Genomic DNA, 25,138 nt, shown 5'->3' with positions numbered 1-25,138 from the left:
TTTTGTCTTTTGTGATAAAATTGGTATTCCCTTAACAACGAATGCGCGCTCTTAGGCGTAATTTTATATAACTAAATTGTTGGAAAATGGTGGCAAAATCTAAAGCAAGTAAGGTAACGGAAGATAGTATAATCTCTATGTATATGGATTATGTTCTAGAGCATGAGAGCGTACCTAAATCCATTTATAAATTTTGTAAACAAAATAAATTATCGGAGGCCGATTTTTATAGGTTTTTTGGTTCAGTAGAGAGTTTGCAAAAGGAAATATGGAACAAATTCTATACAAACACAGAAGCTCTTATTCTCAAAAATGAAGCGTATAATAACTTTTCCAATAAGGATAAGATGCTTACTTTTTTCTATACATTTTTTGAAATGCTCACCCTTAACCGTAGTTATGTTCTATTCGCTTTAAAAGAACATAATAGTCCATTAAAAAATCTTGGACAACTAAAAGGGCTGCGCCAGCATGTTAAATCTTTTGCGGCAGAACTTATTAATGATGCCAATGCTAACAAGAATCTTAAAATTACCAAATATAATCCCCAAGTGTTTTCGGAAGGAGCATGGTTGCAGTTTTTATTCTTGCTAAAATTTTGGATGGACGATACTTCTCCCGGATTTGAAAAAACCGATGTAGCCATAGAGAAATCTATACATACCGTGTTTGATATTTTTGATAATACCCCACTTGAAAACATTCTTGACTTCGGTAAGTTTCTTTATAAGGAAACATTTGCTTAGCCAACTTATAACATACTCACTTTTCCAAAAGAGACGATATGAAAACAATTGATAGTATACCTACAGGTAAAATAGAAAGGGCAGGAAAACTGGTTAAAACAGGTGTTAAAATTGGGGGCAATTATGTTAAATATTACAGTAAAAAGTTGGTGAATCCTGAAATGGATAAAAACGAACTGAACGAAAACAATGCGGAGGATATTTATGACGGACTTAAGAGCTTAAAGGGTAGTGCCCTAAAAGTTGCTCAAATGCTTAGTATGGAGAAAAATATACTCCCAAAGGCGTATGTAGACAAGTTTTCGCTCTCACAGTTTTCCGTACCACCTCTTTCTGCTCCCTTGGTACGTAAAACATTTAAGAAATATTTGGGCAAATATCCAGAGGAGCTGTTCGATACTTTTGAAAAAGATAGTATAAATGCCGCTAGTATAGGCCAAGTGCATAAGGCAACAAAAGACGGTAAGGAATTGGCGGTAAAGATTCAATACCCGGGTGTTGCGGAAAGTATTTCCAGTGATTTGGCATTGGTGAAACCCATTGCCATAAAGATGTTTAATCTACAGGGAAAAGACTCTGATAAATATTTTAAAGAAGTAGAAAACAAACTCATAGAAGAGACCAATTATTTTTTAGAAATTGAGCAGAGCATTAGTATTACTAATAGTTGTTCCGGGATTAAAAATTTAGAATTCCCCAAGTATTATGAGGAGCTTTCAAGTGAGCGAATTATTACAATGGATTGGATGTATGGCCAACATCTGGGCGAATTCACCAATAAAAATTTTAGTCAGGAAATAGGTAATAAATTGGGGCAGACGCTTTGGGATTTTTATATGTTCCAAATTCATGGTCTAAGAAGGGTTCATGCTGATCCTCATCCAGGAAATTTTTTGGTAAGTGAGCAAAATACATTGATTGCCATAGATTTTGGCTGTATTAAAGAGGTACCCAACGAATTTTATGTGCCTTATTTTGAGTTGGCGAAAAAAGAAAACATTGAAAATGACGCAGTTTTTATGGCGAAACTGTATGAGTTGGAAATATTAACGGAAACCGACTCGCCCGAAGAGCTCAAATTCTTTAAAGCGCTATTCAAAGAAATGCTCACACTTTTTACTTCGCCTTTTCACGAAACTAGTTTTGACTTTGGTTCTAATGATTTCTGGGAGAAAATAGCAGATTTAAGTGAACGCTATTCCAAGGATAGTCAGATTCGTAAAATGAACGGAAACAGAGGGTCTAAGCACTTTCTGTATATGAACAGGACATTCTTTGGGCTCTACAATTTACTTCATGACCTTAGGGCAAAAATTGATGTAAATAGCTATAAGCAATACCTTCAACAAATAGCACAAGGTTAATTCATCCTATTAATTTTGCTTATCTTAGAAATTTACGGGTTAATTTGCACCCTGGTTTAAAGCTTTAGCTTTTTAAATTAAAAAAAACCTTCTATGTATAATTCAAAAATTACGGGACTTGGATACTTTGTGCCCGAAAACGTAGTGACCAATGATGATTTGGCCAAGGTAATGGATACCAATGATGAATGGATCCAAGAACGAACGGGTATCAAAGAAAGAAGACATGTCGTAAAGGGTGGTGATACCACTACAACCATGGGCGTAAAGGCTGCAAAAATAGCTATAGAACGTGCAGGTATAGATAAGGATGATATAGATTTTATTGTCTTTGCGACGCTTAGTCCTGATTACTATTTTCCTGGGCCGGGCGTTTTGGTTCAAAGAGACCTTGGGATTAAAACGGTAGGGGCCTTGGATGTAAGAAACCAATGTTCCGGTTTTATATATGCGCTTAGTGTTGCAGATCAGTATATCAAAAGCGGTATGTACAAGAATATTCTTGTAATTGGTTCTGAGTTACATTCCCATGGCCTTGATATGACTACCAGAGGTAGATCTGTGTCCGTAATATTCGGAGATGGAGCTGGAGCAGCGGTTGTAAGTAGGGAAGAAGATACCTCAAAAGGGGTTCTTTCTACACATTTGCACAGTGAAGGCCAGCATGCAGAGGAGTTGTCCTTAATAGCTCCGGGTATGGGCAAACGTTGGGTTACGGATATTATTGATGAGAACGACCCTAATGATGAATCTTACTTTCCATACATGAATGGACAGTTTGTATTTAAAAATGCAGTAGTCCGTTTTAGTGAGGTAATTATGGAGGGTTTAAAGGCTAATGATTTAACACCTTCGGATATTAATATGTTGGTGCCCCATCAGGCTAACTTGAGAATTTCCCAGTTTATACAGAAAAAGTTTGGTTTAGGAGATGATCAGGTTTTCAACAACATTATGAAATACGGTAATACCACTGCAGCGTCTATCCCTATAGCGCTTACGGAAGCTTGGGAAAGCGGTAAGATAAAAGAAGGAGACCTTGTGGTTCTTGCCGCGTTCGGTAGCGGTTTTACTTGGGGTAGTGCTATTATAAAATGGTAAGCTTATAAAACACAAAACCCCGATGTCTCCATCGGGGTTTCTGTCGTTGATTCTGCTATACTAAACACTAACCATTAACTATAAACATATAGCTTTATCACCGACCAATATTTTTTGAAAGTTTACACTTTTTAGAACGACTTTTATAATAGACGTATATTTTACTAAAAAGTTACATCCTTAAAGAACTTTAACATCATATTTAACATATGAAAAATACCCTTGTATTCGGAGCTTCTCTAAAAACGAATCGATATAGCAATCTAGCGGTTAATCGGCTTTTAGACCATAGCATCAAAACTGAAGCATTCGGTTTACGCGAAGGTAAAATCAGGGATATACAAATAAAGACCAATTTAAATGAATTTCAAAACATTCATACCGTTACTTTGTATATAGGTCCAGCACGTCAGCCTGAATATATCGACAAAATCTTACAAATAAATCCGAAACGTGTAATATTTAATCCGGGCACAGAAAACCCTGAATTTTACAAATTACTGGAATCCAAAGGGATTGAAGCGGTCGTGGCTTGCACCTTGGTCTTATTGGCTACAGGGCAATATTAATTGATCGACGAAAAACATGTAGGTTTTTTCGCATAAAACTTTAACGTTTTAAAGTTTTCTTCTCAACTTGTTATTTCTTGACTGCTTTTATTACGAATAAAATAAAGTCCTATAAATGTTAATAGGCCATTTAAGGGGAGTAGCTCGTAACCTACTTTATACCCGCCCAAATATTCAACAGGAAGATTGGCCAGCGCTACAATACAAAGTACGGATAATAGCGCTATAATCCACACATAACCGTCTTTTACGGCGTATTTGGTGAATATACCAAAGGTAAAAAGACCTAGTAAAGGTCCATAGGTATAGGTGGCAACTGTCAATAGGCCATCAATAACATTTCTGTCCAGAATATATTTGAACGCAATAACTGTTACTATGAGCAAGATGCTCATGCCAATGTGAGTGGTTTTCCTAATTCTATTCTGGTCTTTTTCGGCCTTTTCATCAATGCTGAGAAAATCTACGCAAAAAGATGTGGTCAGAGAGGTTAGCGCACTGTCTGCACTACTGTAGGCCGCTGCTATTAAACCTAGCATAAAGGTAATGGCAACTACCATGCCCAGACCACTGTTAAGTGCTATTTCTGGAAATAACAGGTCCGGTTTTGCTTGGCCGTCCATCAATGGCGTTGCAATATTGAACTTAGCGGAATATATGAACAAGAGCGCACCTAGTAAAAGAAAAACAAAATTTACGATTACTAATACCACGCTAAAGGAAACCATATTCTTTTGTGCATCCTTAAGAGATTTACAGGTAAGGTTCTTTTGCATCATATCCTGGTCTAACCCTGTCATACAAATGGTAATGAACATACCGCCAAGAAAAGACTTTAGAAAGTGGTTCTTGTCAAAAAAACTATCGGTAAATAGTACTTTGTTGTATTGTTTTAGTTCTTCGGACGCTAGGAACTCCGTAAAACTCCAGTCCAGTTTTTGGTTAATGAAGTAGATGCTCAATCCAACAGAAAGGAGCATAAAGGAGGTTTGTAACGTATCTGTCCAGACAATAGTTTTTATGCCACCTCTAAAAGTATAGATCCAGATTAGTAAAATAGAGAGAACCACTGTAATTTCAAAAGGAACACCTAATTCGTCAAAAACAAACTGCTGCAAAACAATGGCTACTAAGAAAAGTCTGAAAGCGGCGCCTAAAACCCTGGAAATAAAGAAAGATATGGCACCCACTTTATAACTTACGGTTCCAAATCGCTTTTTAAGATACTCGTATATAGAAGTTACGTTAAGCTGATAATAGATGGGAAGCAAGATAAAGGCGATTACAAAATAGCCCGCCAGATAACCAAAAACCACCTGCATGTAACTAAATTCCGAGGCCTCTACCCAACCCGGTACCGATATAAATGTTACACCGGAAAGCGAAGCGCCCACCATACCGAAAGCAACCAAGTACCAAGGCGATGATTTCCCTGCTTTAAAAAAATCAACGTTAGAGTCATTTTTTCCCGTAAAATAGGATATCAATAAAAGGAGGAGAAAATAAGCACCTATCAAGATTAGGATGTGGGTGGCGGTCATGGAATAAAATTTCAAACCAAAGTACAAAAAGTAAAAATAGTACGTAATTTTGTGTCTATGGATTTTTCATCTAAACTTCTAGAAAATGCCGTATACGAAATGTCGCAGTTACCGGGAATCGGTAAACGAACGGCACTTCGTTTGGTACTTCATTTACTAAAGCAGCCTAAGGAACAGACAGACAGGCTCTCTAATGCGTTGTTGGATTTGCGTAGCGAGATAAAGTTTTGTGAGAACTGTCATAATATTTCGGATGTGGCTATATGCGAAATTTGCGCTAATCCCAAACGGGATAGAAGCTTGGTCTGCGTGGTTGAAGATATTAGAGATGTGATGGCCATTGAAAATACGAGCCAATATAAAGGGTTGTATCACGTTCTTGGAGGTAAAATATCGCCAATGGAAGGAATTGGCCCGCAGGATTTAACCATTGGATCTTTGATAGACAAGGCAAAAAAAGGAGAGGTCAAAGAGTTTATTTTTGCGTTGAGCTCCACCATGGAAGGCGATACCACCAATTTTTATATTTATAAGCAATTGAATGGCTTGGATATTAATACATCTACCATTGCTAGGGGAATAGCTGTGGGGGACGAGTTGGAATATGCAGATGAGGTTACTCTAGGGCGGAGTATTTTAAACCGAATTCCGTTTGAGGGCTCATTGAAAGCGAATTAAAATATAGTAAGTTTAATAAATAGGCGTTTTTTTTGGTATTTTTGCGACCAAATTAGCTTAAAAGCAGAATAAAATAAGAATATGTCAAAGTTTGAACTGAAATTACCGAGAATGGGTGAAAGTGTTGCAGAAGCAACTCTAACCACTTGGTTAAAAGAAATTGGGGATACTATTGAGTTGGACGAGCCTGTTTTTGAAATAGCGACGGACAAAGTAGATTCTGAGGTTCCCAGTGAGGTTGAAGGTGTTTTGGTGGAGAAGCTTTATGATATAGACGATGTAATAAAAGTAGGGGATACCGTGGCTATCATTGAAACGGAACAATCTGTTGAAGTGGCCCAGACCAAGACATCTACCGCTCCGGTTGAAGCATCTAAAGCCACCGAAGAGTCTGCTGCTTTGGTAGAGGACACTGTAAAAGTGGCCAAAGAAACGGTAAGTGCTCCTGTGCATCAGGTCCAAAAATCGGATTCTGACCGTTTTTATTCGCCTTTGGTGAAAAATATTGCTAAGCAAGAAGGTATTTCTATTGCTGAGCTTGATACCATAGAAGGTACGGGCAATGAGGGGCGGGTTACCAAAAATGATATTCTGGCCTATCTTGAAAATGGCAAAAAAGCAAAGACCCAGCAACCTGTAGCTCCTGCTCCAAAACAAGCGGTGTCCTCCAGAGTAGGTCAAATTACTTCGGATGTTGGTATGGCCAATGGTTCAGATGTAAAACAGATAGAAGATGGCGAGGTTATTCCGTTGTCCAGAATGGGCAAACTTATTGCTAAGCATATGGTCAGCAGTGTATCTACTTCTGCTCACGTTCAAAGCTTTATAGAGGTAGACGTTACAAAAATTGTGAATTGGAGGAACAAGGTAAAGAACGCTTTTGAAAAGAGAGAAGGAGAGAAGCTTACGTTTACCCCAATTTTCATGGAAGCCGTTGCAAAGGCACTTAAGAAATACCCTTTAATGAATATTTCTTTGGATGGTGATACAGTGATTAAAAAGAAAAATATAAATATAGGTATGGCTGCAGCCCTTCCGGATGGAAACCTTATTGTTCCCGTGATAAAAAATGCAGATCAATTGAATTTAGTGGGAATGGCCAAGGTGGTAAACGACTTAGCAGCTAGGTCAAGGGAGAACAAACTAAAACCGGACGAAGTTCAAAACGGTACCTATACCGTTACCAACGTGGGTACGTTTGGCAGTGTTTTTGGCACCCCGATCATTAACCAGCCTCAAGTGGGTATATTGGCATTGGGCGCTATCCGAAAAATTCCATCTGTTATAGAAACTCCGGAAGGAGATTTTATAGGTATACGAAACAAAATGTATCTTTCCCATAGTTATGACCACAGGGTGGTAAATGGAGCTTTAGGTAGTATGTTCGCAAAAGCGGTGGCAGATTATTTGGAAGCTTGGGATATGGATCGTGAAGTGTAAGATTTGGAGGCAACACTATTTTGTTAAGGCATTCTCACTTAAAAAGCGTATTTGTTTTAAATCCGTAATTTATTTCGGTTTTTCATTGGGCTTTCGCTATAAATAGATTAATAGTCTTATTTTCATGCGATAGATAAATAACCATCAGGTCGCCAAACCAACAATGCCAATAACAGATTTTAAAACGTTCCCAATACGAATTTTAGATTCGTTTCTTTTCCTTTTATTTTTGACTCCTGTTCTTATGTTTGCGCAAGAGGCAAGTGTAGATCAAGAAGAAAAAGCACCCCTAAAACTTTATATAGATTGTAATTGCGAAAAGAATTATCTAAGGCAAGAAATAAACTATGTAAATCACGTTCGTGATCAGGCACAGGCCAATGTTAAACTCTTTATTTACGATATAGCCAATGGTAGCGGAGGACGTACCTATATGTTGGAGTTTGAGGGTGTAGAGGATTATAAGGATATTTTTGGAAAACTTACTTACGATAGTACTGCCAGCATGACGGATGATGAGGTGCGCAAGGGACTTTTAAAGAAAGTACAATCCGGACTTCTTCAATATGTTTTGGAATCGGATTTAGCGGAGAATATTACGTACACGGTCAATAAAGAAGGACTTGGTGAGATTCAGGAGGTAGATTTTAGGGATCCTTGGAACAATTGGATTTTTGAAGTTTATGGGGAAGCCAAGCTTAAAAGAGAATCTAGTCGTAAAGAGTTTGAATATGAGTTGGGCTTTCAAAGTGATCATGTAACGGAAAAATTACGGATTCGTACGGATGTTGAACTCAATCAGGCCAATAAAGAATTTGTTAGGAATGAGGAAACGTTTACCAGTGAACGTTTTAGGTATTCTGCGGATGGTAGTATCGTTGCCAGTCTATCGGACCATTGGTCTGCCGGTATTTTTGGAGGTGTGCAACATAACACCTTTACGAATCTTGACTTTAAATATTACGCAACCCCGGCCATAGAATACAATATCTACTCGTACAAAGAAGTGCTCCGTAGAGAAATCGTTTTTGCATATAAAATAGGCTACTTTCATAATGATTATATAGAACCGACCATTTTTAATAAAGAAACGGAAGGTGTTTTTAATCATTCGTTAGATGTACAGATAAGGTATCGTCAGCCTTGGGGTAACGTTTATGCACGGCTAAGGGGGTCTACTTTTTTGAATGATTTTGCCAAAAATAGAATTCAGTTGAACGGAAGTTTTTCAGTGCGATTGTTAAAAGGTTTAGCGGCACGGTTTTCGGGCAGGTTCGAGATTATAAGGGATCAGATCAACCTGCCGGGAGGAGATGCATCTCTAGAGGATGTGTTACTGCAGCAAAAACAGATTGCTACTGATTTTGAGACCAGCCTTAGTGTTGGTCTTAGCTATACTTTTGGTTCCGCGTTTAATAATGTTATAAATACTAGGTTGTAATGCTATTTTTCTTTAATAAGAAAAGTATGGATATGTTTTCTTGAACCTTGTTAAAGGTTATCTTTGTTTAAAAAAATTGCTAAAAACATGGAACTTAATCTTACGCGTCCCATTTGTTTTTTTGATTTGGAAACTACGGGAACTAACGTTGCCAAAGACCGGATCGTAGAAATATCTGTTTTAAAAGTATACCCTAACGGGAATAAGGAAAGTAAAACCTGGTTGGTAAATCCGGAAATGGAAATCCCGGAAGAGGTGGTTGCTATTCATGGTATTTCAAATGAAAAAGTTGCCAATGAGCCAACTTTTAAAGACCTTTCCCGGACCATCTACGCCATGATTAAAGACTGCGATTTAGGAGGGTTTAATTCAGATCGTTTTGATATTCCTCTGTTGGCCGAAGAAATGTTAAGGGCAGAGCTAGACTTTGATATGAAGAGTATGGTCTCCATAGATGTACAGACTATATTTCATAAGATGGAAAAGCGTACCCTAGCGGCAGCGTACAAGTTTTATTGTGATAAAGACCTTACCGATGCCCATAGTGCCGAAGCGGATACATTGGCTACTTACGAGGTATTATTGTCCCAATTGGATAGATACCCGGAACTGGAGAACAATGTAAAGAAGCTGGCCGAATTTTCTACCCATAGGCAGTTTGCGGATTTTGCAGGCTTTTTAGGATATGATGAGGATGGTGTAGAAATTTTTGCCTTTGGTAAACATAAAGGGAGAAAGGTTCTGGATGTATTGGAAAAAGAACCTGGCTATTTCGGGTGGATTCTTAATGCAGATTTTCCGCTATATACAAAAAAGGTGCTGACACAAGTTAAATTAAGTCAGCTGAACAATAAGCTAAGTTAAAAACTAAGAGGGTTTCCATGAAAATTATCTGTATCGGTAGAAATTATACTGAACATATAGAGGAATTGGCCAATGAAAGACCAGATGAACCTGTAGTGTTTATTAAACCGGATTCCGCAATTCTACCCAAAGAACAGGATTTCTATATTCCTGAATTTTCCAATGACATACACTATGAAGTAGAGGTATTGGTCAAGATTAAAAAAGTAGGGAAGCACATTAATGAAAAATTTGCCCATACCTATTATGACGAAGTTGGTTTGGGAATAGATTTTACCGCTAGAGATTTACAATCAAAGCTTAAAGAGAAAGGTTTGCCGTGGGAAAAAGCAAAGGGTTTTGATGGTTCAGCGGTCATAGGAGAGTGGCTTTCGAAAACAAATTTTAAAGATTTAAACAATTTAAATTTCTCTTTGTTGAAGAACGAAGGTGAAGTCCAAAAAGGGAATACCGGTCTCATGCTCTGGAAGATAGATGAGCTGGTGTCGTATGTTTCCCGGTTTTTTATGTTAAAAAAAGGCGATGTAATTTTTACGGGTACACCGGCCGGTGTTGGTAGAATTGAAGCAAATGACTACCTTTCAGGTATTCTGGAGGGTCGTGAACTTTTTCATTTAAAAGTAAAATAATGATTTACAGTCTTGATAAAATCAATGAAATGGCAGAAGGAGATGAGGATTTCATCAACTCTGTTATCTCTGTATTTTTAGAAGAGGTGCCGCAGGATTTAGAAGATCTAGAAGCTGCCCTAAATGAGCAAAACCATGACCAGGTTTACAAATTAGCTCATAAAATTAAACCTAATGTAGATTTGTTGGGTATGGAACAGACGCGTGCCGCTGCCTTACAGATTGAAACGTTGGGAAAAGCAGAAGCCAATATGTCCGAGATACAAGTGGTTTTTCCCTTGTTGAAAAAAGACATAGACCAAGTAGTGGCCGAGCTTAAAAAAGATTTCAACATCTAATGCTTGCTGAAATCATTACCATTGGCGATGAGATTCTAATAGGTCAGATTGTTGATACCAATTCCGTTTTTATCTCCAAAGAACTTAATAAAATTGGGGTGTCTGTCTACCAGATTACTTCAATTCAAGATGATAGGGAGCATATTCTTCAGGCGTTGGAAGACGCCAAAAAGAGGGTTCAAGTTGTTATCATAACCGGAGGGCTTGGCCCTACGAAGGATGATATTACAAAGCACACGCTATGTGAGTTTTTTAATGACACCTTGGTAGAAAATGCAAGTGTTTTGGCACATGTAGAAGAACTTTTTAGGAAGTATATTACCACTACGCCCATATCGGATATCAACAGAAAACAAGCTTTGGTTCCTTCTAAGGCCACGGTTTTGCACAATGCCTTTGGTACGGCTCCTGGCATGTGGATCCAAGAAGATGGTGTGGCCTTTATTTCGTTGCCGGGAGTGCCCTATGAGATGAAGAATTTAATAACGGATAAGGTAATTCCTAAAATCATTTCAGAATTTAAGCGTCCTTATATTTTGCATAGAACAGTGGTTACCTATGGTCTGGGCGAAAGTTCCATTGCGGATAAAATAGAAGATTGGGAAAATAACTTACCTGCTTCCATGCGATTGGCATATCTACCCAGTTTGGGTAAAGTAAGGTTACGATTGACCGCTAAAGGTCCGGATAAGAAAGCGCTTGAGGATGCCGTTGATGCCGAGGTACAAAAATTAAATCCGTTGATCGGTGATATTATGTACGGCACTGAGGATGAGGAAACCTTGGAACAAGTTGTGGCCAAACTATGTACGGAAAAAGGATTGACCCTTTCTACGGCCGAAAGTTTTACCGGAGGGAAAATTGCGGAGCAACTAACAGCCTTGCCAGGAGCGTCAGCTTACTTTCAAGGTAGTGTGGTAAGCTATGCCACAGATGCGAAGATAAACGTGCTTAAAGTGCCAAGGGACGTTGTAACAACTTACTCTGTAGTGAGTGCAGAAGTAGCTAAGGAAATGGCAGAAAACGTTAGACACCTGTTCAAGACGCACTATGCTATAGCCACTACAGGTAATGCCGGTCCTACAAAAGGAGATTCGGATGCGGAGATCGGAACGGTCTTTATAGGCATTGCAACACCAAACGGAGTTTATGCCCATAAGTTCAATATGGGAAGCCATAGAGAACGCATTGTAGAGAAGTCCGTAAACAAGGCTTTGGAGCTGTTGCAAAAAGAAATTTCAAAAATCTGAAATATTGTTTTGTGCATCCATAAAAATGATATAAATTTGCACCCTGTTTAAAGAAAAATCAGCGCGATGTCAAAAGTTTGTGAAATTACGGGGAAGAGAGCGATGTTCGGTAACAACGTATCGTTTTCTATCAATAAGACCAAAAGAAGGTTCAATGTTAATCTTTCTAAGAAACGTTTTTATATTCCCGAAGAAGACCGTTGGGTAACCTTGAAGGTTTCTGCAAAGGCGTTGAAGATTATCAACAAAAAGGGTATTTCTGCTGTATTGAAAGATGCAAAAGCAGAAGGATTGGTAAAATAAGCTTAGAATACGATGGCAAAGAAAGGAAATAGAATACAAGTAATTTTGGAGTGTACCGAGCATAAAGAATCGGGACAGCCAGGTACTTCACGGTACATTACTACCAAGAATAAAAAGAATACTCCCGAAAGAATGGAGATTAAAAAGTTCAATCCTATTTTAAAAAGGATGACAATCCATAAGGAGATTAAATAAGTTTTCGTTTTAGCGAGAACATAAAAGCATATTAGTCATGGCAAAGAAGACGGTAGCAAGTTTACAGACAAGTTCAAAAAGATTGACAAAAGCCATTAAAATGGTGAAGTCTCCAAAAAGTGGTTCTTACACTTTTGTAGAATCTGTTATGGCCCCAGAAGCGGTCAACGAATGGTTGTCTAAAAAGTAAGATACTTTTTTAAAGTATGATAAAGCCTCTTCATAAAGAAGGGGCTTTTTTTGTTGTTTACCGCACAGGTTGAAGAAGTTTCAGGGCATAGCCCGTGGGTTTGAATTCACAGTAGTGCTATTTATAGTAAAAACTTCCGCCTTACTTTATTATCTTTGAGCCTATTAATACAAAGAGCACATGAGTTTATTCAAAAATATATTTTCGTCAAAGAAAAAAGAAAGCCTTGATAAGGGCCTGGAGAAATCCAAAACTTCTTTCTTTTCAAAGCTTAGCAAAGCGGTTGCCGGTAAGTCTAAGGTAGATGATGATGTATTGGATAATCTTGAAGAGGTGCTAGTTTCTTCGGATGTAGGGGTAACAACGACCTTAAAAATTATTGAACGTATAGAAGCCCGCGTTTCCAAGGACAAATATATGGGCACGGATGAGCTTAACACCATTCTTCGTGAAGAAATTTCCGGTCTTCTCTCGGAAACCAATCTTGGCAACCAAACGGAATTTTCGATTCCAACAGATAAAAAACCGTATGTAATTATGGTGGTGGGCGTTAATGGCGTGGGTAAAACAACTACCATTGGTAAATTGGCCCATCAATTTAAAAAGCAAGGTCTAAAAGTAGTCTTGGGTGCTGCAGATACTTTCCGTGCTGCAGCCATTGACCAATTGCAGGTATGGGCAGATAGGGTAGATGTACCCATCATAAAACAGAAGATGGGCAGCGATCCGGCCTCAGTAGCTTTTGACACTTTGAGTTCCGCCGTAAAACAGGATGCCGATGTGGTTATTATTGATACCGCCGGACGTCTACACAACAAAGTGAACTTAATGAACGAGCTGACGAAAGTAAAGCGCGTAATGCAAAAAGTTGTGGATGATACCCCGCACGATGTTCTGCTCGTACTTGACGGATCTACAGGTCAAAACGCTTTTGAGCAGGCTAAGCAATTTACAAAGGCTACGGAAGTAACGTCACTGGCAGTTACTAAACTAGATGGTACTGCAAAAGGGGGAGTGGTTATCGGAATTTCTGATCAGTTTCAAATTCCTGTTAAATATATTGGCGTTGGCGAAGGTATAGAAGATTTACAGGTGTTTAATAAACATGAATTTGTAGATTCATTTTTTAACGTATAGTATCTAGGTTTTGGGGTGGCCAGGTATAAGGTTACACTAATTGATTACTGCATTTATTTTACCCCATAATTCGTTGTCAAAGCTAGAAAGACCCAATTGGGTTTCTCCCGCACTATCACCACAGCGTACCACCACTAAATTTCTACTGGGAACCACATATATTTTCTGGTCGTTAGCACCTAAAGCGGCGATCATATCTGTTGGAGCATTAGGTATTAGCGAACCTGAAACTACGGTTTGTGAAGTAGTGCTCATGTAGCTTTCTTTGCCATTTAGCCACCATAAATAGCCGTATGATTTATTAATGTCTTGGGAAGTGCTGGTCATTTCATCAAAGTAAGTTTTACTAATAATACGTTCAAAGTCCCAGATCCCTTCATTCTGGATCAATAACCCCCAGCGCGCCATACTTCTAGTGTCGCTAGCGTACAAAGTCAATAAGGTCTGTTCGTTCCAAGAGCCGTTCATTCCAATTTTGTCCCTGATTTTGGTGTAGAAATAATCATTAAAGTCTGTTCCGGTAGCGTTGGTTACGATGTCTTTTAACATAGTAAAAGCACCTTGGTGATAGGCCCATCTTTCACCGGCATCGGCTTCATAATTAAAACAGGAGGGTTGTGTACAAATCCATTTTAAGGTCTGTCCTACATAATCTTGCAACCCTGTGCTCATACTCAAATGATTTTTAACAGTTATTAAATCTTGTTTTTCGGTAGTTAAGGAAGACCAATTGGTTCCTAAATAGTCGGAAGATGTATCGTTTATAGATAAATAACCTTCGTCTTGAGCAATGCCCACGGTGCTGGAAACCAGCGTTTTTCCGGCCGAGTACCAAATCCAGTTGTCATTTTGGGAATGACCGTTAAAATACTTTTCTATTACGATGCGTCCGTTTTTTAGAACAATAAACCCTTTTGAGTTCTTGGTTTCTAGGTAATCATATAAATTGGGTAGTTTGTCTTCGTTCCAATTTAGTTGTTGTGGGCTAACCGTTTCCCATGATGTACTTCCAACCTCAGGAAAATACATACCACTTGGTTTGGTTTCTATTTCCGGCTCAACTTGGGGAGTATCTTTTGAACAGCTACTGAGGAAGGCTAAGATTAAACCTATGATAATACAATTCTTATATTTCATGACCTTGGTTTCATGTTGGACATCAGATGTATATGAAAGTTTAACGTAATTCTGTAAGAAATCGTACCAAAACTGAGCTGTTCGTTCAGCTTGTTGTATTTTTGCGCTCAATTTCTAGTTATGAGAACAAAATCGCAGAAGCAGAATAAAATCAATGTAGTTACTTTGGGGTGCTCTAAAAACGTTTACGACTCCGAAGTACTCATGGGGCAATTGCGTGCCAACGACAAAGAAGTGGTACATGAAGAGGAAGGTAATGTTGTGGTAATCAATACCTGCGGATTTATCGCGAACGCAAAAGAAGAAAGTGTCAATACTATCTTGGAATATGTTCAAAAAAAGGAAGCCGGACAAGTAGATAAGGTGTTTGTGACCGGTTGTCTTAGTGAGCGTTATAAACCGGATTTGCAAAAAGAAATTCCAAATGTAGACGAGTATTTTGGAACCAGTGAATTGCCAAACTTGTTAAAGGCACTTGGGGCGGATTATAAGCACGAGCTTATAGGTGAAAGGCTGACTACTACGCCTAAGAATTATGCGTATTTAAAGATTGCTGAGGGTTGTGATAGACCTTGTTCATTCTGCGCTATTCCTATAATGAGGGGTAAACACCGCAGTACACCAATAGAAGATTTGGTGACCGAGGCCGAAAAATTGGCTGCAAAGGGTGTTAAAGAGTTGATTCTTATTGCGCAAGATTTGACTTACTACGGACTTGATCTTTATAAAAAGAGAAATTTAGCAGAGCTATTACAGGCTTTGGTTAAAGTTGATGGTCTTGAATGGATCAGGTTGCATTACGCTTTCCCAACAGGATTTCCTTTGGACGTGCTTGATGTAATGAAGGAAGAACCTAAAATCTGTAATTACCTAGATATTCCGCTTCAACATATTTCCGATTCCATTTTAAAAAGTATGCGGCGTGGTACTACACAGGCCAAAACAACAAAATTGTTGAAGGAATTTAGGGCCGTCGTTCCAGAAATGACCATTCGTACTACCTTGATAGTTGGTTATCCCGGTGAAACCGAGGAAGATTTTCAAACCTTAAAAGACTGGGTTACCGAAATGCGTTTTGAGCGTTTGGGTTGCTTTACCTATAGTCATGAAGAAAATACGCATGCATATACTTTAGAAGATGATGTGCCGGAAGACGTAAAGCAGGAAAGAGCCAATGAGATTATGGAAATACAATCTCAAATTTCATGGGAGTTGAACCAAGAGAAAATTGGGGAGACTTTCCGTTGTATCATAGACCGTAAAGAAGGGCAGTATTTTGTAGGCCGTACGGAATTTGATTCGCCCGATGTTGATAATGAAGTGCTGATAGATGCCGCTCAATTCTATTTGAAACAAGGAGAATTTGTAGATATAAAGATTACCGAAGCGGCTGATTTTGATTTATATGGTGAGCCTGCGTAATGGCGTAAACTCTTTATTAAAAATTAGAACCTGTTCGGTAATGGACAGGTTTTTTTGTGGCAGATAGTTGCGTATTAGGGTTATTTTAAACGTAATAATTACACTTCAAAATTATTCATTACTTTAGGGGAAACTAATTTTAGCAGTGCGTACTGCTAATTGAACGTATTTAATCAACCTTAAGAACTGTAGTGGAGTATGGACGACTTACGAATTGAAAAAATAGAACTTTTTAAAGTGCCACCACGTTGGCTTTTTCTGAAAATAACAACAAAAAGTGGAATTCTAGGTTGGGGTGAGCCTGTTGTAGAAGGTAAAGCGGCTACTGTGGAAGCTTGCGTACAAGAACTATCTCAATATATAATTGGACGTTCGGCCAATGATATAGAAGATATTTGGCAGACTCTGTATGGCGGCGGCTTTTATCGTGGTGGACCTATCCTTATGAGTGCTATTTCAGGTATAGATCAAGCTCTTTGGGATATTAAAGGCAAACATCTTGGAGTACCGGTCTATGACCTTTTGGGTGGTGCAGTTCGTAAGAAAATGAAAATGTACTGTTGGATTGGGGGGGACCATCCGGAAGTTGTTCTTGAGCAGGCTCGTGAAAAAGTAGAGCAAGGCTATAAGGCCGTAAAAATGAATGCTACTGGAGCTTTTGCCTGGATTGATTCCTTACAGAAGATAAAAACCGTGGCCGACAATATTAGGTTGCTTCGCGAAGAGTTTGGAGATACGTTGGATATAGGACTTGATTTTCACGGAAGAATCCATAAAGGCATGGTCAAGCGTTTAATTGATGAACTGGCACCATACAATCCTATGTTTATTGAGGAACCCGTACTGAGCGAGAACAAGGAGGCTTTTGATCATATTTATCCATATACCAGCATTCCTATTGCAACCGGAGAGCGGATGTTCTCTCGTTGGGATTTTAAAGAACTCTTACATAGTGGCACCGTAGATATTATTCAGCCAGATTTAAGTCACGCAGGGGGTATTTCCGAAGTACGTAGAATTGCCGCAATGGCAGAGGCTTATGATGTAGCATTGGCACCACACTGTCCATTGGGACCTGTAGCCCTTGCTTCATGTCTTCATGTAGATTTTAACTCCATAAATGCCGTTATTCAAGAAAGTAGTTTGGGCATACATTACAACAAAGGTTTTGATTTGTTAGATTATATGGATAATCCTGAAATTTTTGATGTGAAGGATGGTTACATAGAGCTTCTAAAAAAACCGGGTCTTGGAGTAGAAATTAATGAAGAAAAATTAAGGGAAGGCCAAAAAATTGGTCATAATTGGGCAAATCCCGTTTGGAGAAATGAGGACGGAAGTTTTGCGGAGTGGTAAAAAAAATCTGTCTAAATAGCAGTTTTTGAACGATTTACTTCTTAATTTAAAAGAAAATTAACCAACCCGCTATGCTTTATATTATTGCTTTAGTCTGCGCCCTTGCATTTATTATTCTGGGTATTGTTCGCTGGAAAATCCATCCGTTTTTTGTGTTGCTGTTGGCGGCCATAGGCTATGGTTTTATAACCGGAATGAGTGTTACGGCAATAATTGATTCTGTTAATAATGGCTTTGGAAGTATAATGGGTAAAATTGGTCTCATCATTTTCTTTGGTGTGGCCATCGGTACCGTTCTTGAAAAATCGGGAGGAGCAATGGTTATTGCAACCCGTATGATTCAACTTATTGGAGAGAAATCCATTCACCTGGCCATGATGTTAACGGGGTATCTTCTTTCCATACCCGTTTTTGCGGATAGTGCTTTTATTATTATGAATTCGCTTAATAAGGCACTTTCGGAAAAAGCAAAGGTTGCCTACGCTGGTACGACGGCAGCTTTAGCATTGGGACTTACGGCCACGCATGTAATGGTGCCACCAACACCTGGCCCTATTGCCGCAGCGGGAATTTTAAATGCGGAATTGGGTAGTGTAATTTTGTGGGGATTGGTAGTAAGTTCATTGTCATTGGTCAGTTGTTATTTTTTTGCCACTAAGATTGCTTCTAAGGTAAATGTCCCTATTCGTATGGAAGTTGCGCCAGATGTGGTGCACAGGCCAAAATTGTCACTTTCATTATTATGCATCATAGTACCTATTATTCTGATTGTATTAAAATCGGTTTTTGATTATCCGGAACTAGATATGACAGGCTCCACTATGTACCCCATCATAGCTTTTTTGGGAACACCGGTTATAGCGCTTTTAATAGGTGTTCTTTTGTCCTTGCTGCTTCCGGAGAAATTAGACCAACATGTATACTCCGCAACCGGTTGGCTGGGAGATTCGTTGCGTATTGCCGCTCCTATTATCCTAATTACCGGTGCAGGTGGTATTTTTGGGGCAATGCTTCAAAATTCGGGTTTTGCAGAGTTGATTACGGAAAGCTTTTCGGGTATGTCCATCGGTTTGTTTTTCCCTTTTCTGTTAGCGGCCTGTTTAAAGACCACACAAGGTTCTTCTACGGTGGCCTTGATTACTACCGCTTCTATTGTGGCACCAATGATGCCTGCCCTTGGTCTAGATGAAACTTTTATGAAGACTATGACCGTTTTAGCTATTGGAGCAGGCTCTACAGTGGTCTCACATGCCAATGATAGTTTCTTTTGGGTATTTACACAATTAACGGGAATGGATGTCAAACAAGGAAACCAGATACAGACCGTAGGTACCTTAATATTAGGTACATCTGCAATGACTTTGATTTTCTGTATTTCTAAAATTATGGGGTGATGTTAAATCGGTATTTTACCTTAAACAAATAATTATGAGAAGATTTTTTTTGTTTGCTTTGGTGTTAGGACTTCATATTACCATCCGATCACAAGAAAAAATGAATGCCTTTTCGGTAGAAATACTTGATGACAGAGCATTACAGCTCATTGATAGTGATGCTGAAATAAAAGTGCTGGGAAGCGGGTTTACCTGGACAGAAGGGCCTTTATGGATTGCAGATGGTGATTATCTATTGTTTTCGGATATACCTAACAATACGGTTTTTAAGATTGATGCTTTAGGAAAGCAAAGTGTTTATCTAAAACCTTCTGGATATTTAGGGGAAAGCGATTATGGGGCCGAACCTGGTTCCAACGGATTACTTTTAAGTCCCCAAGGGGAATTGGTGTTAATGCAACACGGAGAACGACGTGTGGCTAAAATGAAAAGTGCATTGAACGCTCCAAAGGCCGAGTATGAGGCGTTGGCGGATTCTTTTGAAGGTAAACGTTTCAATAGCCCTAATGACGGGGTATATGATGCAGAGGGAAATCTCTATTTTACAGACCCTCCTTACGGATTGCCCGAACAAATGGATGATTCACAAAAAGAACTGGACTACCAAGGAGTGTATTGTTTAAAGACATCTGGTGAGGTTGTTTTGGTTGATAAATTATCTCGCCCCAATGGTGTTGCGGTGAGTAACGATGGCTCTAAACTTTATGTTGCGGTTTCCAATCCTGAGCATGCGGTATGGTACCAGTATGATGTTTTTGCACCCGGTAAGGTAGATAATAAAAAGCTGTTTTATAATGTAACTGAACTGGTGGGTCAAAAAGAACAACAAGGTTTACCCGATGGTATGAAAATGCATAGCAAGGGGTATTTGTTCGCTACGGGACCCGGGGGTGTTTGGATTTTTGATGATATGGGAAAACCTATCGCCAGAATCCTTACAGGTGAAAAGACGGCCAACTGTGTTTTTGGGAAGGATGAAAAAATACTGTATTTAACCGCTGATGATTATATATTGAGTGTTTCGCTTAAATAGAATCTGTGGCTAAAAAAACAAAATCCCCACGGTACACTGTGGGGATTTTTGGTTTATGACCTTGCTGTAAATTAAACTATGGTATTTACCTTTTGGGCCCATTTTTCTGCGGTTTGCAATTCTCCGTTAAGTTGTAGGTTGTTCTGAGTGTTGAACAACTCAAAAACCACATCACGACTTGCAGATGGGCTAGTGGTGAAAACAAGTTCTATACGTTCAATAATTTGTTCTACCTTTCCATTTTTCCGTACAGATTTCCCTATTTTGGAGACATTGCAATTTTTTACATCCTTCAGGTCAACAGATAGTTTCTCTAGAGTATCCTTCTCTTTCTTATAGAAGAAAACCACATTTTTAGTGGTGTCCATTCCTATTATAAAATCACCAATATATTCATGCTCGTGTATTTTGCAGTTGTCAAGATTTGCAAAATCGTTCAAAGCGCGAAGCATTTCTTTTTCTTTTTTCTTTACACTTCTGGTAACCAAAACAAAAGGGGCTACACAAATTACTACTGATATGGTCCCAATAAGGGTTGTACCTAAATCTAAATTCATTTTTAAGTTTTTTAAATTGATAAATGGAGCTATGCGCGATGCAAGCCCAATGAAAAAGTGTCAAATTCAGGATTTGACTATGAGTGACTTAAAAATGATTTACCAGAAGTAATGAAAAGGAAATATAATATCCGTTTTACGTAAAGAAACCAGCAGGTTTTGCGAGAAACGGGTGTATTGCGCCAGCTTGCTTTCAAAGCTGCTTTCGCTTATTTTTTGCGTTCCCCATAAGTGGTTTGAACCTTCAAGTTGATTGGGAGCGCTGTTAGATGGGGCATCAACTAGGGTTTCGGATTCCGAGGTATGGCAATAAAGCTTGGCACTTACCGCAGCAAACGATTCTTTTTGGGAATGATTGGAGCTTTCGGTCGTAAGGGTTTGGTCAGTATTTAATCCCATGCCAATGGCACAGCAATAAATTGCTGTTAGCATGAACAGACCAAATAACTGTTTAACCTTTTTCATGAGAACAAAGGTAGAATTATATTTACCTGAAAATGCTAAAAAAATGTTATTGATTTAAACATTCCTGAACCTCGTTCAGCCCTTCCATATTATCGGAAAGCACTACTAATGTATCACCGTCTTCAATAACTGTAGAGCCTTTTGGGGTAATATAAACGTCTTCTCTTTTGATCATGGCAATAATGGCGTTCTTGGGGAAACTCAAATCCACTATTTTCTTATCTACCGCAAAACATTGGGGCGTAATTACAATTTCTTTCATGACCGCCTTGGGAACTTCTGCAAGGAACTTCTCTTTTTCATAAATACGTTTTGCTTTTTCGGGCAAACCTACATGAAGCCATTTGGCAACCAGTGCCAACGTGGTGCCTTGTATAAGCACCGAGGTAACCGAAATAAAGAAAACGATGTTAAAGATAATATGTGCCTTGTCTATACCGGCCAATAGGGGGTAAGTGGCAAATACAATGGGTACGGCACCACGTAGGCCCACCCATGAAATATAGAAACGCCTGCGGAGTTTCATTTTTATAAACATAAGGCTGATAAATACGCCTACAGGCCGTGCTACAAAAATCAGGAACAATGAAATGGTAAGGCCAATTCCTATATACGGCACAACGTGACTGGGGAAAACCAGTAGTCCTAAAGTCAGGAAGAGTACAATTTGCATTAGCCAAGCCAGACCATCAAACATACGGAAAATGGTTTTTTTATGGATAAGGTCTTGGTTCCCTAAATAAACGGCACAAATGTAAATGGCCAAAAATCCGTTTCCACCAATAAAATCAGTAGCAGAAAAGGTGATGAACATCAAAGCAATAACCAATACAGGATAAAGCCCTTCAAAATCTAACTTAATTTTGTTGATAACCAGTTTACTCACCTTTCCAAAGCCAAACCCTGCTGCTCCACCAAGTATCATTTGTTGTAGAAAAAGAGGAATAATGGATAGTAAACCTTGGTCTTGATTAATTACCAAAGAAAGAAAGGCAATGGTAAGCACATAGGCCATGGGGTCGTTACTACCACTTTCTAGCTCTAATGTGGGTCTAAGGTTGGTTTTTAAGGCTAGGCTTTTACCTCTTAAAATAGAAAAGACCGCTGCAGCATCTGTTGAAGATACAATAGAGCCCAATAACAGGCTTTCGTAAATTGTAAAGTCGGTAACAAAATGCACGAAGGTTCCCAATGAAACGGCGGTAAGCAATACACCAATGGTAGAAAGTAGAATACCCTCTTTAAGAATGGGTTTTACCGCGGGCCAACTCGTGTCCAATCCACCGGAGAATAGAATAAAGTTTAGAGATACAACGCCAATAAATTGAGCTATTTTGGGGTCGTCAAAAACAATTCCTCCAATTCCTTCCGATCCGGCCAACATACCAATACCCAAGAAAAGTAATAAGGTAGGAACACCAAATTTATAAGATGTTTTACCAACAACAATACTAATAAACAGTAATAGAGAGCCAATTAAAACAATATTTTCAATAGTAAGATTCATTCCCTTTGTATGCTTAAAAAGTATCTGTGCAAGATATTGTTTCTAAAGAAGGAAATCAATCAAAAACAAGGGCGAGTTGCCGTAAAGACCAATAAAAAATACAATAGGCGTAGTTGCAGTGTTATATTTAGCGCAACCATTTTTAAGAAAAATTATCTAAGTAAGAGAAAAGAACGTTACAGCATGAAGAAAATACTAATTCTAATTATAATGGGGGTAGCTTTTTTAAGTTGTTCCGATAACGATGAAAGTTTAAGCAATTGTGATTTTGAAACTATAGTAAGTAATGAACAATACAAAAACTCACCGTCTGACCATATAAACATAAATAGTATGGAAATTAATGATAAATGCTTGAAAATTAGTTTTAGTTCTAGTGGTTGTAGCGGAGACACTTGGGAATTGAAGCTTATAGATTCAGAAGATGTTCTAGAATCAAACCCGCCTCAAAGAAATTTGAGATTGTTATTGAAGAATGAGGAAATGTGTGAAGCATACATCACTAAAGAGCTAACATTTGATATTTCTAACCTGCAAGTAAACGGAGGCCAGGTCCAACTGAATTTAAAAAGCTTTGAGGAAAACATTTTATACAAGTATTAAAAACCAAGATATAACGGTGTTTGAAGGGTGTTGCTTGTTTCGTCCACCTTTTAAAACCCTAAAATATTTTAGTTTATTGCTTACAGTTTGGGTTAAGCGTTAACCAGATTAACTAGTACCTAAGATAATTAGAATTCCAGTACCATTATAGCTATGCGAAGAGCAAAGTTTATAATACTACTGGCAAAATCTAATTTTACACTATTACTTTTTCTGACTTTTTATAATACTTCTTCCGCAACCAGAAGGAAACCCTAACCAGTAAAATAAGAGCGGGTACTTCTACCAGGGGACCAATTACCCCGGCAAATGCCTGTCCGGAATTTAATCCAAAGACAGCAATGGCTACAGCTATGGCCAACTCAAAATTGTTGCCGGCAGCCGTAAAGGCTACAGAGGTAGTTTTATCATACGTGGCACCAGTTGCTCTAGTAACGAAAAAGCCAATGATGAACATCAGTAAAAAGTAGATGAGTAGAGGAACGGCTATAATGAGCACATCCATAGGTATCTCAACTATTAATTCACCTTTTAAAGAAAACATCACCACAATCGTAAAAAGAAGGGCTATAAGTGTCATAGGCGAAATGGTAGGGATAAACTTCTTTGAATACCATTCCTCGCCTTTTAACCGAACCAGAATAAAGCGGCTCAATATACCTAACACAAAGGGAACACCTAAGTATATAACAACACTTTCGGCAATTGTAGCAATTGAAATATCAACAATAGCACCTTCAAAACCAAAATAGGGAGGTAGTACGGTGATAAAAATGTATGCATAAAAACTATATGCAAACACTTGAAATATACTATTGAGAGCTACCAGTCCGGCACCATATTCGCTACTTCCTTCAGCCAAATCGTTCCAGACCAAAACCATGGCTATACAGCGCGCCAGACCTATTAAAATTAGCCCCACCATATACTCAGGATAGTCCTGAAGAAAGGTTATGGCCAATAGAAACATCAATACGGGACCTAAAACCCAATTTAATAATAAGGAAATCGATAGAATTTTTACATTCTTAAAAACCTTGGGTAGCAGTGCATAATTTACCTTGGCCAATGGCGGGTACATCATAAGAATAAGTCCTATGGCAATTGGTATATTGGTTGTACCACTACTAGCGGAATTTATTAGCTCAGGGAGCTGTGGAAATAAATTTCCAACGCCCACTCCTATAAGCATGGCCGCAAAAATCCATAGGGTCAGGTAACTGTCTAAAAAGCTTAATTTCTTAGCCATGGCTATGCGTTTATTTTTGAAAAGACAAAGTAGAGCTCAGTAGCTATCTGTATACTTCTTTCATGGTACTTCTCTGCCTGTTGAGGAGTATTGTCAAAAGCTTTAGGGTCTTCAAACGTAATGGGAATACGCTTCTCCGCTCCAGCAATAAAAGGACAACCACCATCTGCCTGGCTACAAGTCATAATTGCAGCAAAATTGGATTGCGGATTAAAATCGTCATCCAATGTTTTTGAAAAACAGATTACAGGATGTTCGTTCTCTGCATACTTAATACTGTAAACAGGGTTTTTGTCCTCTGAACGCTTTACCACATCAAAACCCGTATTTTTTAGGGTCTCGGCAGCCATTGGAAACAGTGCTGTTGCTTCAGTTCCTCCAGAATAGCAAAAGGCGTTTTTAATATTGAAATGATACGCCATAGCCTGGGCCCAAACTTGTGAAAGGTGACTTCTTCGTGAGTTGTGGGTACAAATAAAATTCAATCGTATTTCTTCGTTCGCGTCTACCTTACTTTGTATAAAGTCTGTTAAGAGTTGCAATACTTCTCTACGCTCGTTAGATATAGAGTTCACTTCCAAAGAAGCAATGGTCTTTTCAATCTGTTCAAAAGTTTTCATTATGTTCTA

At 38.6% G+C, this 25,138-nt stretch carries 27 protein-coding genes; 20 read left to right on the top strand and 7 right to left on the bottom strand.

Features of this window, described 5'->3' with window-relative positions; genetic code table 11:
• The first annotated feature begins 86 nt into the window (after positions 1–86).
• The 4 genes from H9565_RS15645 (at position 87) to H9565_RS15630 (ending at position 3,780) form a co-directional block, all read left to right on the top strand.
• The gene (locus H9565_RS15645; protein ID WP_215441027.1) at positions 87–746 is read left to right on the top strand and encodes a TetR family transcriptional regulator C-terminal domain-containing protein; all 660 of its coding nucleotides are present in this window, start codon (positions 87–89) and stop codon (positions 744–746) included.
• A gap of 38 nt (positions 747–784) precedes the next feature.
• The gene (locus H9565_RS15640; protein ID WP_215441025.1) at positions 785–2,110 is read left to right on the top strand and encodes an ABC1 kinase family protein; all 1,326 of its coding nucleotides are present in this window, start codon (positions 785–787) and stop codon (positions 2,108–2,110) included.
• Between the two features lie 93 nt (positions 2,111–2,203).
• Positions 2,204–3,211: a 3-oxoacyl-ACP synthase III family protein gene (locus H9565_RS15635; protein ID WP_215441023.1), complete on the top strand. Its 1,008-nt coding sequence runs from the start codon at positions 2,204–2,206 to the stop codon at positions 3,209–3,211.
• A gap of 209 nt (positions 3,212–3,420) precedes the next feature.
• Entirely contained in the window at positions 3,421–3,780 is a 360-nt protein-coding gene (locus H9565_RS15630; RefSeq protein ID WP_215441021.1) for a CoA-binding protein, read from the top strand.
• Between the two features lie 62 nt (positions 3,781–3,842).
• On the opposite strand, the gene H9565_RS15625 is transcribed toward H9565_RS15630, so the two are convergent.
• Positions 3,843–5,321, bottom strand: coding sequence for a sodium:solute symporter (locus H9565_RS15625; protein ID WP_215441020.1), 1,479 nt, complete (start codon positions 5,319–5,321; stop codon positions 3,843–3,845).
• Positions 5,322–5,378: 57 nt separating this feature from the next.
• Here H9565_RS15625 and recR point away from each other — a divergent pair, with 57 nt between their 5' ends.
• The 11 genes from recR (at position 5,379) to ftsY (ending at position 13,786) form a co-directional block, all read left to right on the top strand.
• Positions 5,379–5,999 (top strand): recombination mediator RecR, encoded by a 621-nt coding sequence (gene recR / locus H9565_RS15620; protein WP_215441019.1) that lies wholly within the window; start codon positions 5,379–5,381, stop codon positions 5,997–5,999.
• An 81-nt stretch (positions 6,000–6,080) separates the two neighbouring features.
• Positions 6,081–7,439, top strand: coding sequence for a dihydrolipoamide acetyltransferase family protein (locus H9565_RS15615; RefSeq protein WP_215441018.1), 1,359 nt, complete (start codon positions 6,081–6,083; stop codon positions 7,437–7,439).
• Between the two features lie 163 nt (positions 7,440–7,602).
• Positions 7,603–8,880: a hypothetical protein gene (locus H9565_RS15610; protein WP_215441017.1), complete on the top strand. Its 1,278-nt coding sequence runs from the start codon at positions 7,603–7,605 to the stop codon at positions 8,878–8,880.
• A gap of 87 nt (positions 8,881–8,967) precedes the next feature.
• Positions 8,968–9,744: a 3'-5' exonuclease gene (locus H9565_RS15605; protein ID WP_215441016.1), complete on the top strand. Its 777-nt coding sequence runs from the start codon at positions 8,968–8,970 to the stop codon at positions 9,742–9,744.
• Positions 9,745–9,761: 17 nt separating this feature from the next.
• The gene (locus H9565_RS15600; protein ID WP_215441015.1) at positions 9,762–10,373 is read left to right on the top strand and encodes a fumarylacetoacetate hydrolase family protein; all 612 of its coding nucleotides are present in this window, start codon (positions 9,762–9,764) and stop codon (positions 10,371–10,373) included.
• Positions 10,373–10,711 carry an Hpt domain-containing protein gene (locus H9565_RS15595; RefSeq protein ID WP_215441013.1) on the top strand — a complete coding sequence of 113 codons (339 nt, stop codon included), beginning with the start codon at positions 10,373–10,375 and terminating at the stop codon, positions 10,709–10,711. Before H9565_RS15600 ends, H9565_RS15595 begins: the two co-directional genes overlap by 1 nt.
• Positions 10,711–11,961, top strand: coding sequence for a competence/damage-inducible protein A (locus H9565_RS15590; protein ID WP_215441011.1), 1,251 nt, complete (start codon positions 10,711–10,713; stop codon positions 11,959–11,961). The genes H9565_RS15595 and H9565_RS15590 overlap by 1 nt, the downstream gene beginning before the upstream one ends.
• Positions 11,962–12,027: 66 nt before the next feature.
• Complete coding sequence (gene rpmB / locus H9565_RS15585; protein WP_155597461.1) at positions 12,028–12,264, top strand: 50S ribosomal protein L28; 237 nt, start codon at positions 12,028–12,030, stop codon at positions 12,262–12,264.
• Positions 12,265–12,276: 12 nt separating this feature from the next.
• Positions 12,277–12,459, top strand: coding sequence for a 50S ribosomal protein L33 (rpmG, locus tag H9565_RS15580; protein ID WP_038234759.1), 183 nt, complete (start codon positions 12,277–12,279; stop codon positions 12,457–12,459).
• Between the two features lie 37 nt (positions 12,460–12,496).
• Complete coding sequence (locus H9565_RS15575) at positions 12,497–12,649, top strand: DUF4295 domain-containing protein (RefSeq protein ID WP_215441009.1); 153 nt, start codon at positions 12,497–12,499, stop codon at positions 12,647–12,649.
• Between the two features lie 180 nt (positions 12,650–12,829).
• Complete coding sequence (gene ftsY / locus H9565_RS15570) at positions 12,830–13,786, top strand: signal recognition particle-docking protein FtsY (RefSeq protein WP_215441008.1); 957 nt, start codon at positions 12,830–12,832, stop codon at positions 13,784–13,786.
• Positions 13,787–13,822: 36 nt separating this feature from the next.
• Here the strand turns inward: ftsY and H9565_RS15565 are convergent, their stop codons facing one another.
• On the bottom strand, positions 13,823–14,923 hold the full coding sequence (locus H9565_RS15565; RefSeq protein ID WP_215441006.1) for a serine hydrolase domain-containing protein: 1,101 nt from the start codon (positions 14,921–14,923) through the stop codon (positions 13,823–13,825).
• A 120-nt stretch (positions 14,924–15,043) separates the two neighbouring features.
• On the opposite strand from H9565_RS15565, the gene rimO reads away from it, so the two are divergent.
• The 4 genes from rimO (at position 15,044) to H9565_RS15545 (ending at position 20,128) form a co-directional block, all read left to right on the top strand.
• Positions 15,044–16,345, top strand: a complete 1,302-nt coding sequence (gene rimO / locus H9565_RS15560) for a 30S ribosomal protein S12 methylthiotransferase RimO (protein ID WP_215441004.1) — start codon at positions 15,044–15,046, stop codon at positions 16,343–16,345.
• A gap of 198 nt (positions 16,346–16,543) precedes the next feature.
• Entirely contained in the window at positions 16,544–17,701 is a 1,158-nt protein-coding gene (gene dgoD, locus H9565_RS15555; RefSeq protein ID WP_215441002.1) for a galactonate dehydratase, read from the top strand.
• 71 nt (positions 17,702–17,772) lie between these two features.
• Complete coding sequence (locus H9565_RS15550; RefSeq protein WP_215441001.1) at positions 17,773–19,095, top strand: GntP family permease; 1,323 nt, start codon at positions 17,773–17,775, stop codon at positions 19,093–19,095.
• A gap of 34 nt (positions 19,096–19,129) precedes the next feature.
• Positions 19,130–20,128, top strand: a complete 999-nt coding sequence (locus H9565_RS15545; RefSeq protein WP_215441000.1) for an SMP-30/gluconolactonase/LRE family protein — start codon at positions 19,130–19,132, stop codon at positions 20,126–20,128.
• Between the two features lie 71 nt (positions 20,129–20,199).
• On the opposite strand, the gene H9565_RS15540 is transcribed toward H9565_RS15545, so the two are convergent.
• From H9565_RS15540 to H9565_RS15530, 3 genes are all read right to left on the bottom strand, one after another.
• Positions 20,200–20,685, bottom strand: coding sequence for a hypothetical protein (locus H9565_RS15540; RefSeq protein WP_215440999.1), 486 nt, complete (start codon positions 20,683–20,685; stop codon positions 20,200–20,202).
• Between the two features lie 99 nt (positions 20,686–20,784).
• Positions 20,785–21,150 (bottom strand): hypothetical protein, encoded by a 366-nt coding sequence (locus H9565_RS15535; RefSeq protein ID WP_215440998.1) that lies wholly within the window; start codon positions 21,148–21,150, stop codon positions 20,785–20,787.
• A gap of 46 nt (positions 21,151–21,196) precedes the next feature.
• Positions 21,197–22,657 (bottom strand): potassium/proton antiporter, encoded by a 1,461-nt coding sequence (locus H9565_RS15530; RefSeq protein WP_215440997.1) that lies wholly within the window; start codon positions 22,655–22,657, stop codon positions 21,197–21,199.
• A 183-nt stretch (positions 22,658–22,840) separates the two neighbouring features.
• On the opposite strand from H9565_RS15530, the gene H9565_RS15525 reads away from it, so the two are divergent.
• Entirely contained in the window at positions 22,841–23,260 is a 420-nt protein-coding gene (locus tag H9565_RS15525; RefSeq protein ID WP_215440996.1) for a hypothetical protein, read from the top strand.
• Positions 23,261–23,456: 196 nt separating this feature from the next.
• On the opposite strand, the gene arsB is transcribed toward H9565_RS15525, so the two are convergent.
• Both arsB and H9565_RS15515 read right to left on the bottom strand, forming a co-directional pair.
• Positions 23,457–24,509, bottom strand: a complete 1,053-nt coding sequence (arsB, locus tag H9565_RS15520) for an ACR3 family arsenite efflux transporter (protein WP_215440995.1) — start codon at positions 24,507–24,509, stop codon at positions 23,457–23,459.
• Between the two features lie 2 nt (positions 24,510–24,511).
• Positions 24,512–25,129 (bottom strand): arsenate-mycothiol transferase ArsC, encoded by a 618-nt coding sequence (locus H9565_RS15515; RefSeq protein WP_215440994.1) that lies wholly within the window; start codon positions 25,127–25,129, stop codon positions 24,512–24,514.
• Positions 25,130–25,138: the final 9 nt, after the last annotated feature.

The organism is Zobellia russellii, from assembly GCF_018728565.1.
Taxonomy (GTDB): domain Bacteria; phylum Bacteroidota; class Bacteroidia; order Flavobacteriales; family Flavobacteriaceae; genus Zobellia; species Zobellia russellii.
Note: the sequence above shows the minus strand (reverse complement) of the source record. Positions and strands in the feature narration are given on the sequence as shown.

Bases quoted from the DNA above. Each gene is read 5' to 3' on its own strand.
- H9565_RS15645 (WP_215441027.1), top strand. From the start codon at position 87: ATGGTGGCAAAATCTAAAGCAAGTAAGGTAACGGAAGATAGTATAATC.
- H9565_RS15640 (WP_215441025.1), top strand. From the start codon at position 785: ATGAAAACAATTGATAGTATACCTACAGGTAAAATAGAAAGGGCAGGA.
- H9565_RS15635 (WP_215441023.1), top strand. From the start codon at position 2,204: ATGTATAATTCAAAAATTACGGGACTTGGATACTTTGTGCCCGAAAAC.
- H9565_RS15630 (WP_215441021.1), top strand. From the start codon at position 3,421: ATGAAAAATACCCTTGTATTCGGAGCTTCTCTAAAAACGAATCGATAT.
- H9565_RS15625 (WP_215441020.1), bottom strand. From the start codon at position 5,321: ATGACCGCCACCCACATCCTAATCTTGATAGGTGCTTATTTTCTCCTC.
- recR (WP_215441019.1), top strand. From the start codon at position 5,379: ATGGATTTTTCATCTAAACTTCTAGAAAATGCCGTATACGAAATGTCG.
- H9565_RS15615 (WP_215441018.1), top strand. From the start codon at position 6,081: ATGTCAAAGTTTGAACTGAAATTACCGAGAATGGGTGAAAGTGTTGCA.
- H9565_RS15610 (WP_215441017.1), top strand. From the start codon at position 7,603: ATGCCAATAACAGATTTTAAAACGTTCCCAATACGAATTTTAGATTCG.
- H9565_RS15605 (WP_215441016.1), top strand. From the start codon at position 8,968: ATGGAACTTAATCTTACGCGTCCCATTTGTTTTTTTGATTTGGAAACT.
- H9565_RS15600 (WP_215441015.1), top strand. From the start codon at position 9,762: ATGAAAATTATCTGTATCGGTAGAAATTATACTGAACATATAGAGGAA.
- H9565_RS15595 (WP_215441013.1), top strand. From the start codon at position 10,373: ATGATTTACAGTCTTGATAAAATCAATGAAATGGCAGAAGGAGATGAG.
- H9565_RS15590 (WP_215441011.1), top strand. From the start codon at position 10,711: ATGCTTGCTGAAATCATTACCATTGGCGATGAGATTCTAATAGGTCAG.
- rpmB (WP_155597461.1), top strand. From the start codon at position 12,028: ATGTCAAAAGTTTGTGAAATTACGGGGAAGAGAGCGATGTTCGGTAAC.
- rpmG (WP_038234759.1), top strand. From the start codon at position 12,277: ATGGCAAAGAAAGGAAATAGAATACAAGTAATTTTGGAGTGTACCGAG.
- H9565_RS15575 (WP_215441009.1), top strand. From the start codon at position 12,497: ATGGCAAAGAAGACGGTAGCAAGTTTACAGACAAGTTCAAAAAGATTG.
- ftsY (WP_215441008.1), top strand. From the start codon at position 12,830: ATGAGTTTATTCAAAAATATATTTTCGTCAAAGAAAAAAGAAAGCCTT.
- H9565_RS15565 (WP_215441006.1), bottom strand. From the start codon at position 14,923: ATGAAATATAAGAATTGTATTATCATAGGTTTAATCTTAGCCTTCCTC.
- rimO (WP_215441004.1), top strand. From the start codon at position 15,044: ATGAGAACAAAATCGCAGAAGCAGAATAAAATCAATGTAGTTACTTTG.
- dgoD (WP_215441002.1), top strand. From the start codon at position 16,544: ATGGACGACTTACGAATTGAAAAAATAGAACTTTTTAAAGTGCCACCA.
- H9565_RS15550 (WP_215441001.1), top strand. From the start codon at position 17,773: ATGCTTTATATTATTGCTTTAGTCTGCGCCCTTGCATTTATTATTCTG.
- H9565_RS15545 (WP_215441000.1), top strand. From the start codon at position 19,130: ATGAGAAGATTTTTTTTGTTTGCTTTGGTGTTAGGACTTCATATTACC.
- H9565_RS15540 (WP_215440999.1), bottom strand. From the start codon at position 20,685: ATGAATTTAGATTTAGGTACAACCCTTATTGGGACCATATCAGTAGTA.
- H9565_RS15535 (WP_215440998.1), bottom strand. From the start codon at position 21,150: ATGAAAAAGGTTAAACAGTTATTTGGTCTGTTCATGCTAACAGCAATT.
- H9565_RS15530 (WP_215440997.1), bottom strand. From the start codon at position 22,657: ATGAATCTTACTATTGAAAATATTGTTTTAATTGGCTCTCTATTACTG.
- H9565_RS15525 (WP_215440996.1), top strand. From the start codon at position 22,841: ATGAAGAAAATACTAATTCTAATTATAATGGGGGTAGCTTTTTTAAGT.
- arsB (WP_215440995.1), bottom strand. From the start codon at position 24,509: ATGGCTAAGAAATTAAGCTTTTTAGACAGTTACCTGACCCTATGGATT.
- H9565_RS15515 (WP_215440994.1), bottom strand. From the start codon at position 25,129: ATGAAAACTTTTGAACAGATTGAAAAGACCATTGCTTCTTTGGAAGTG.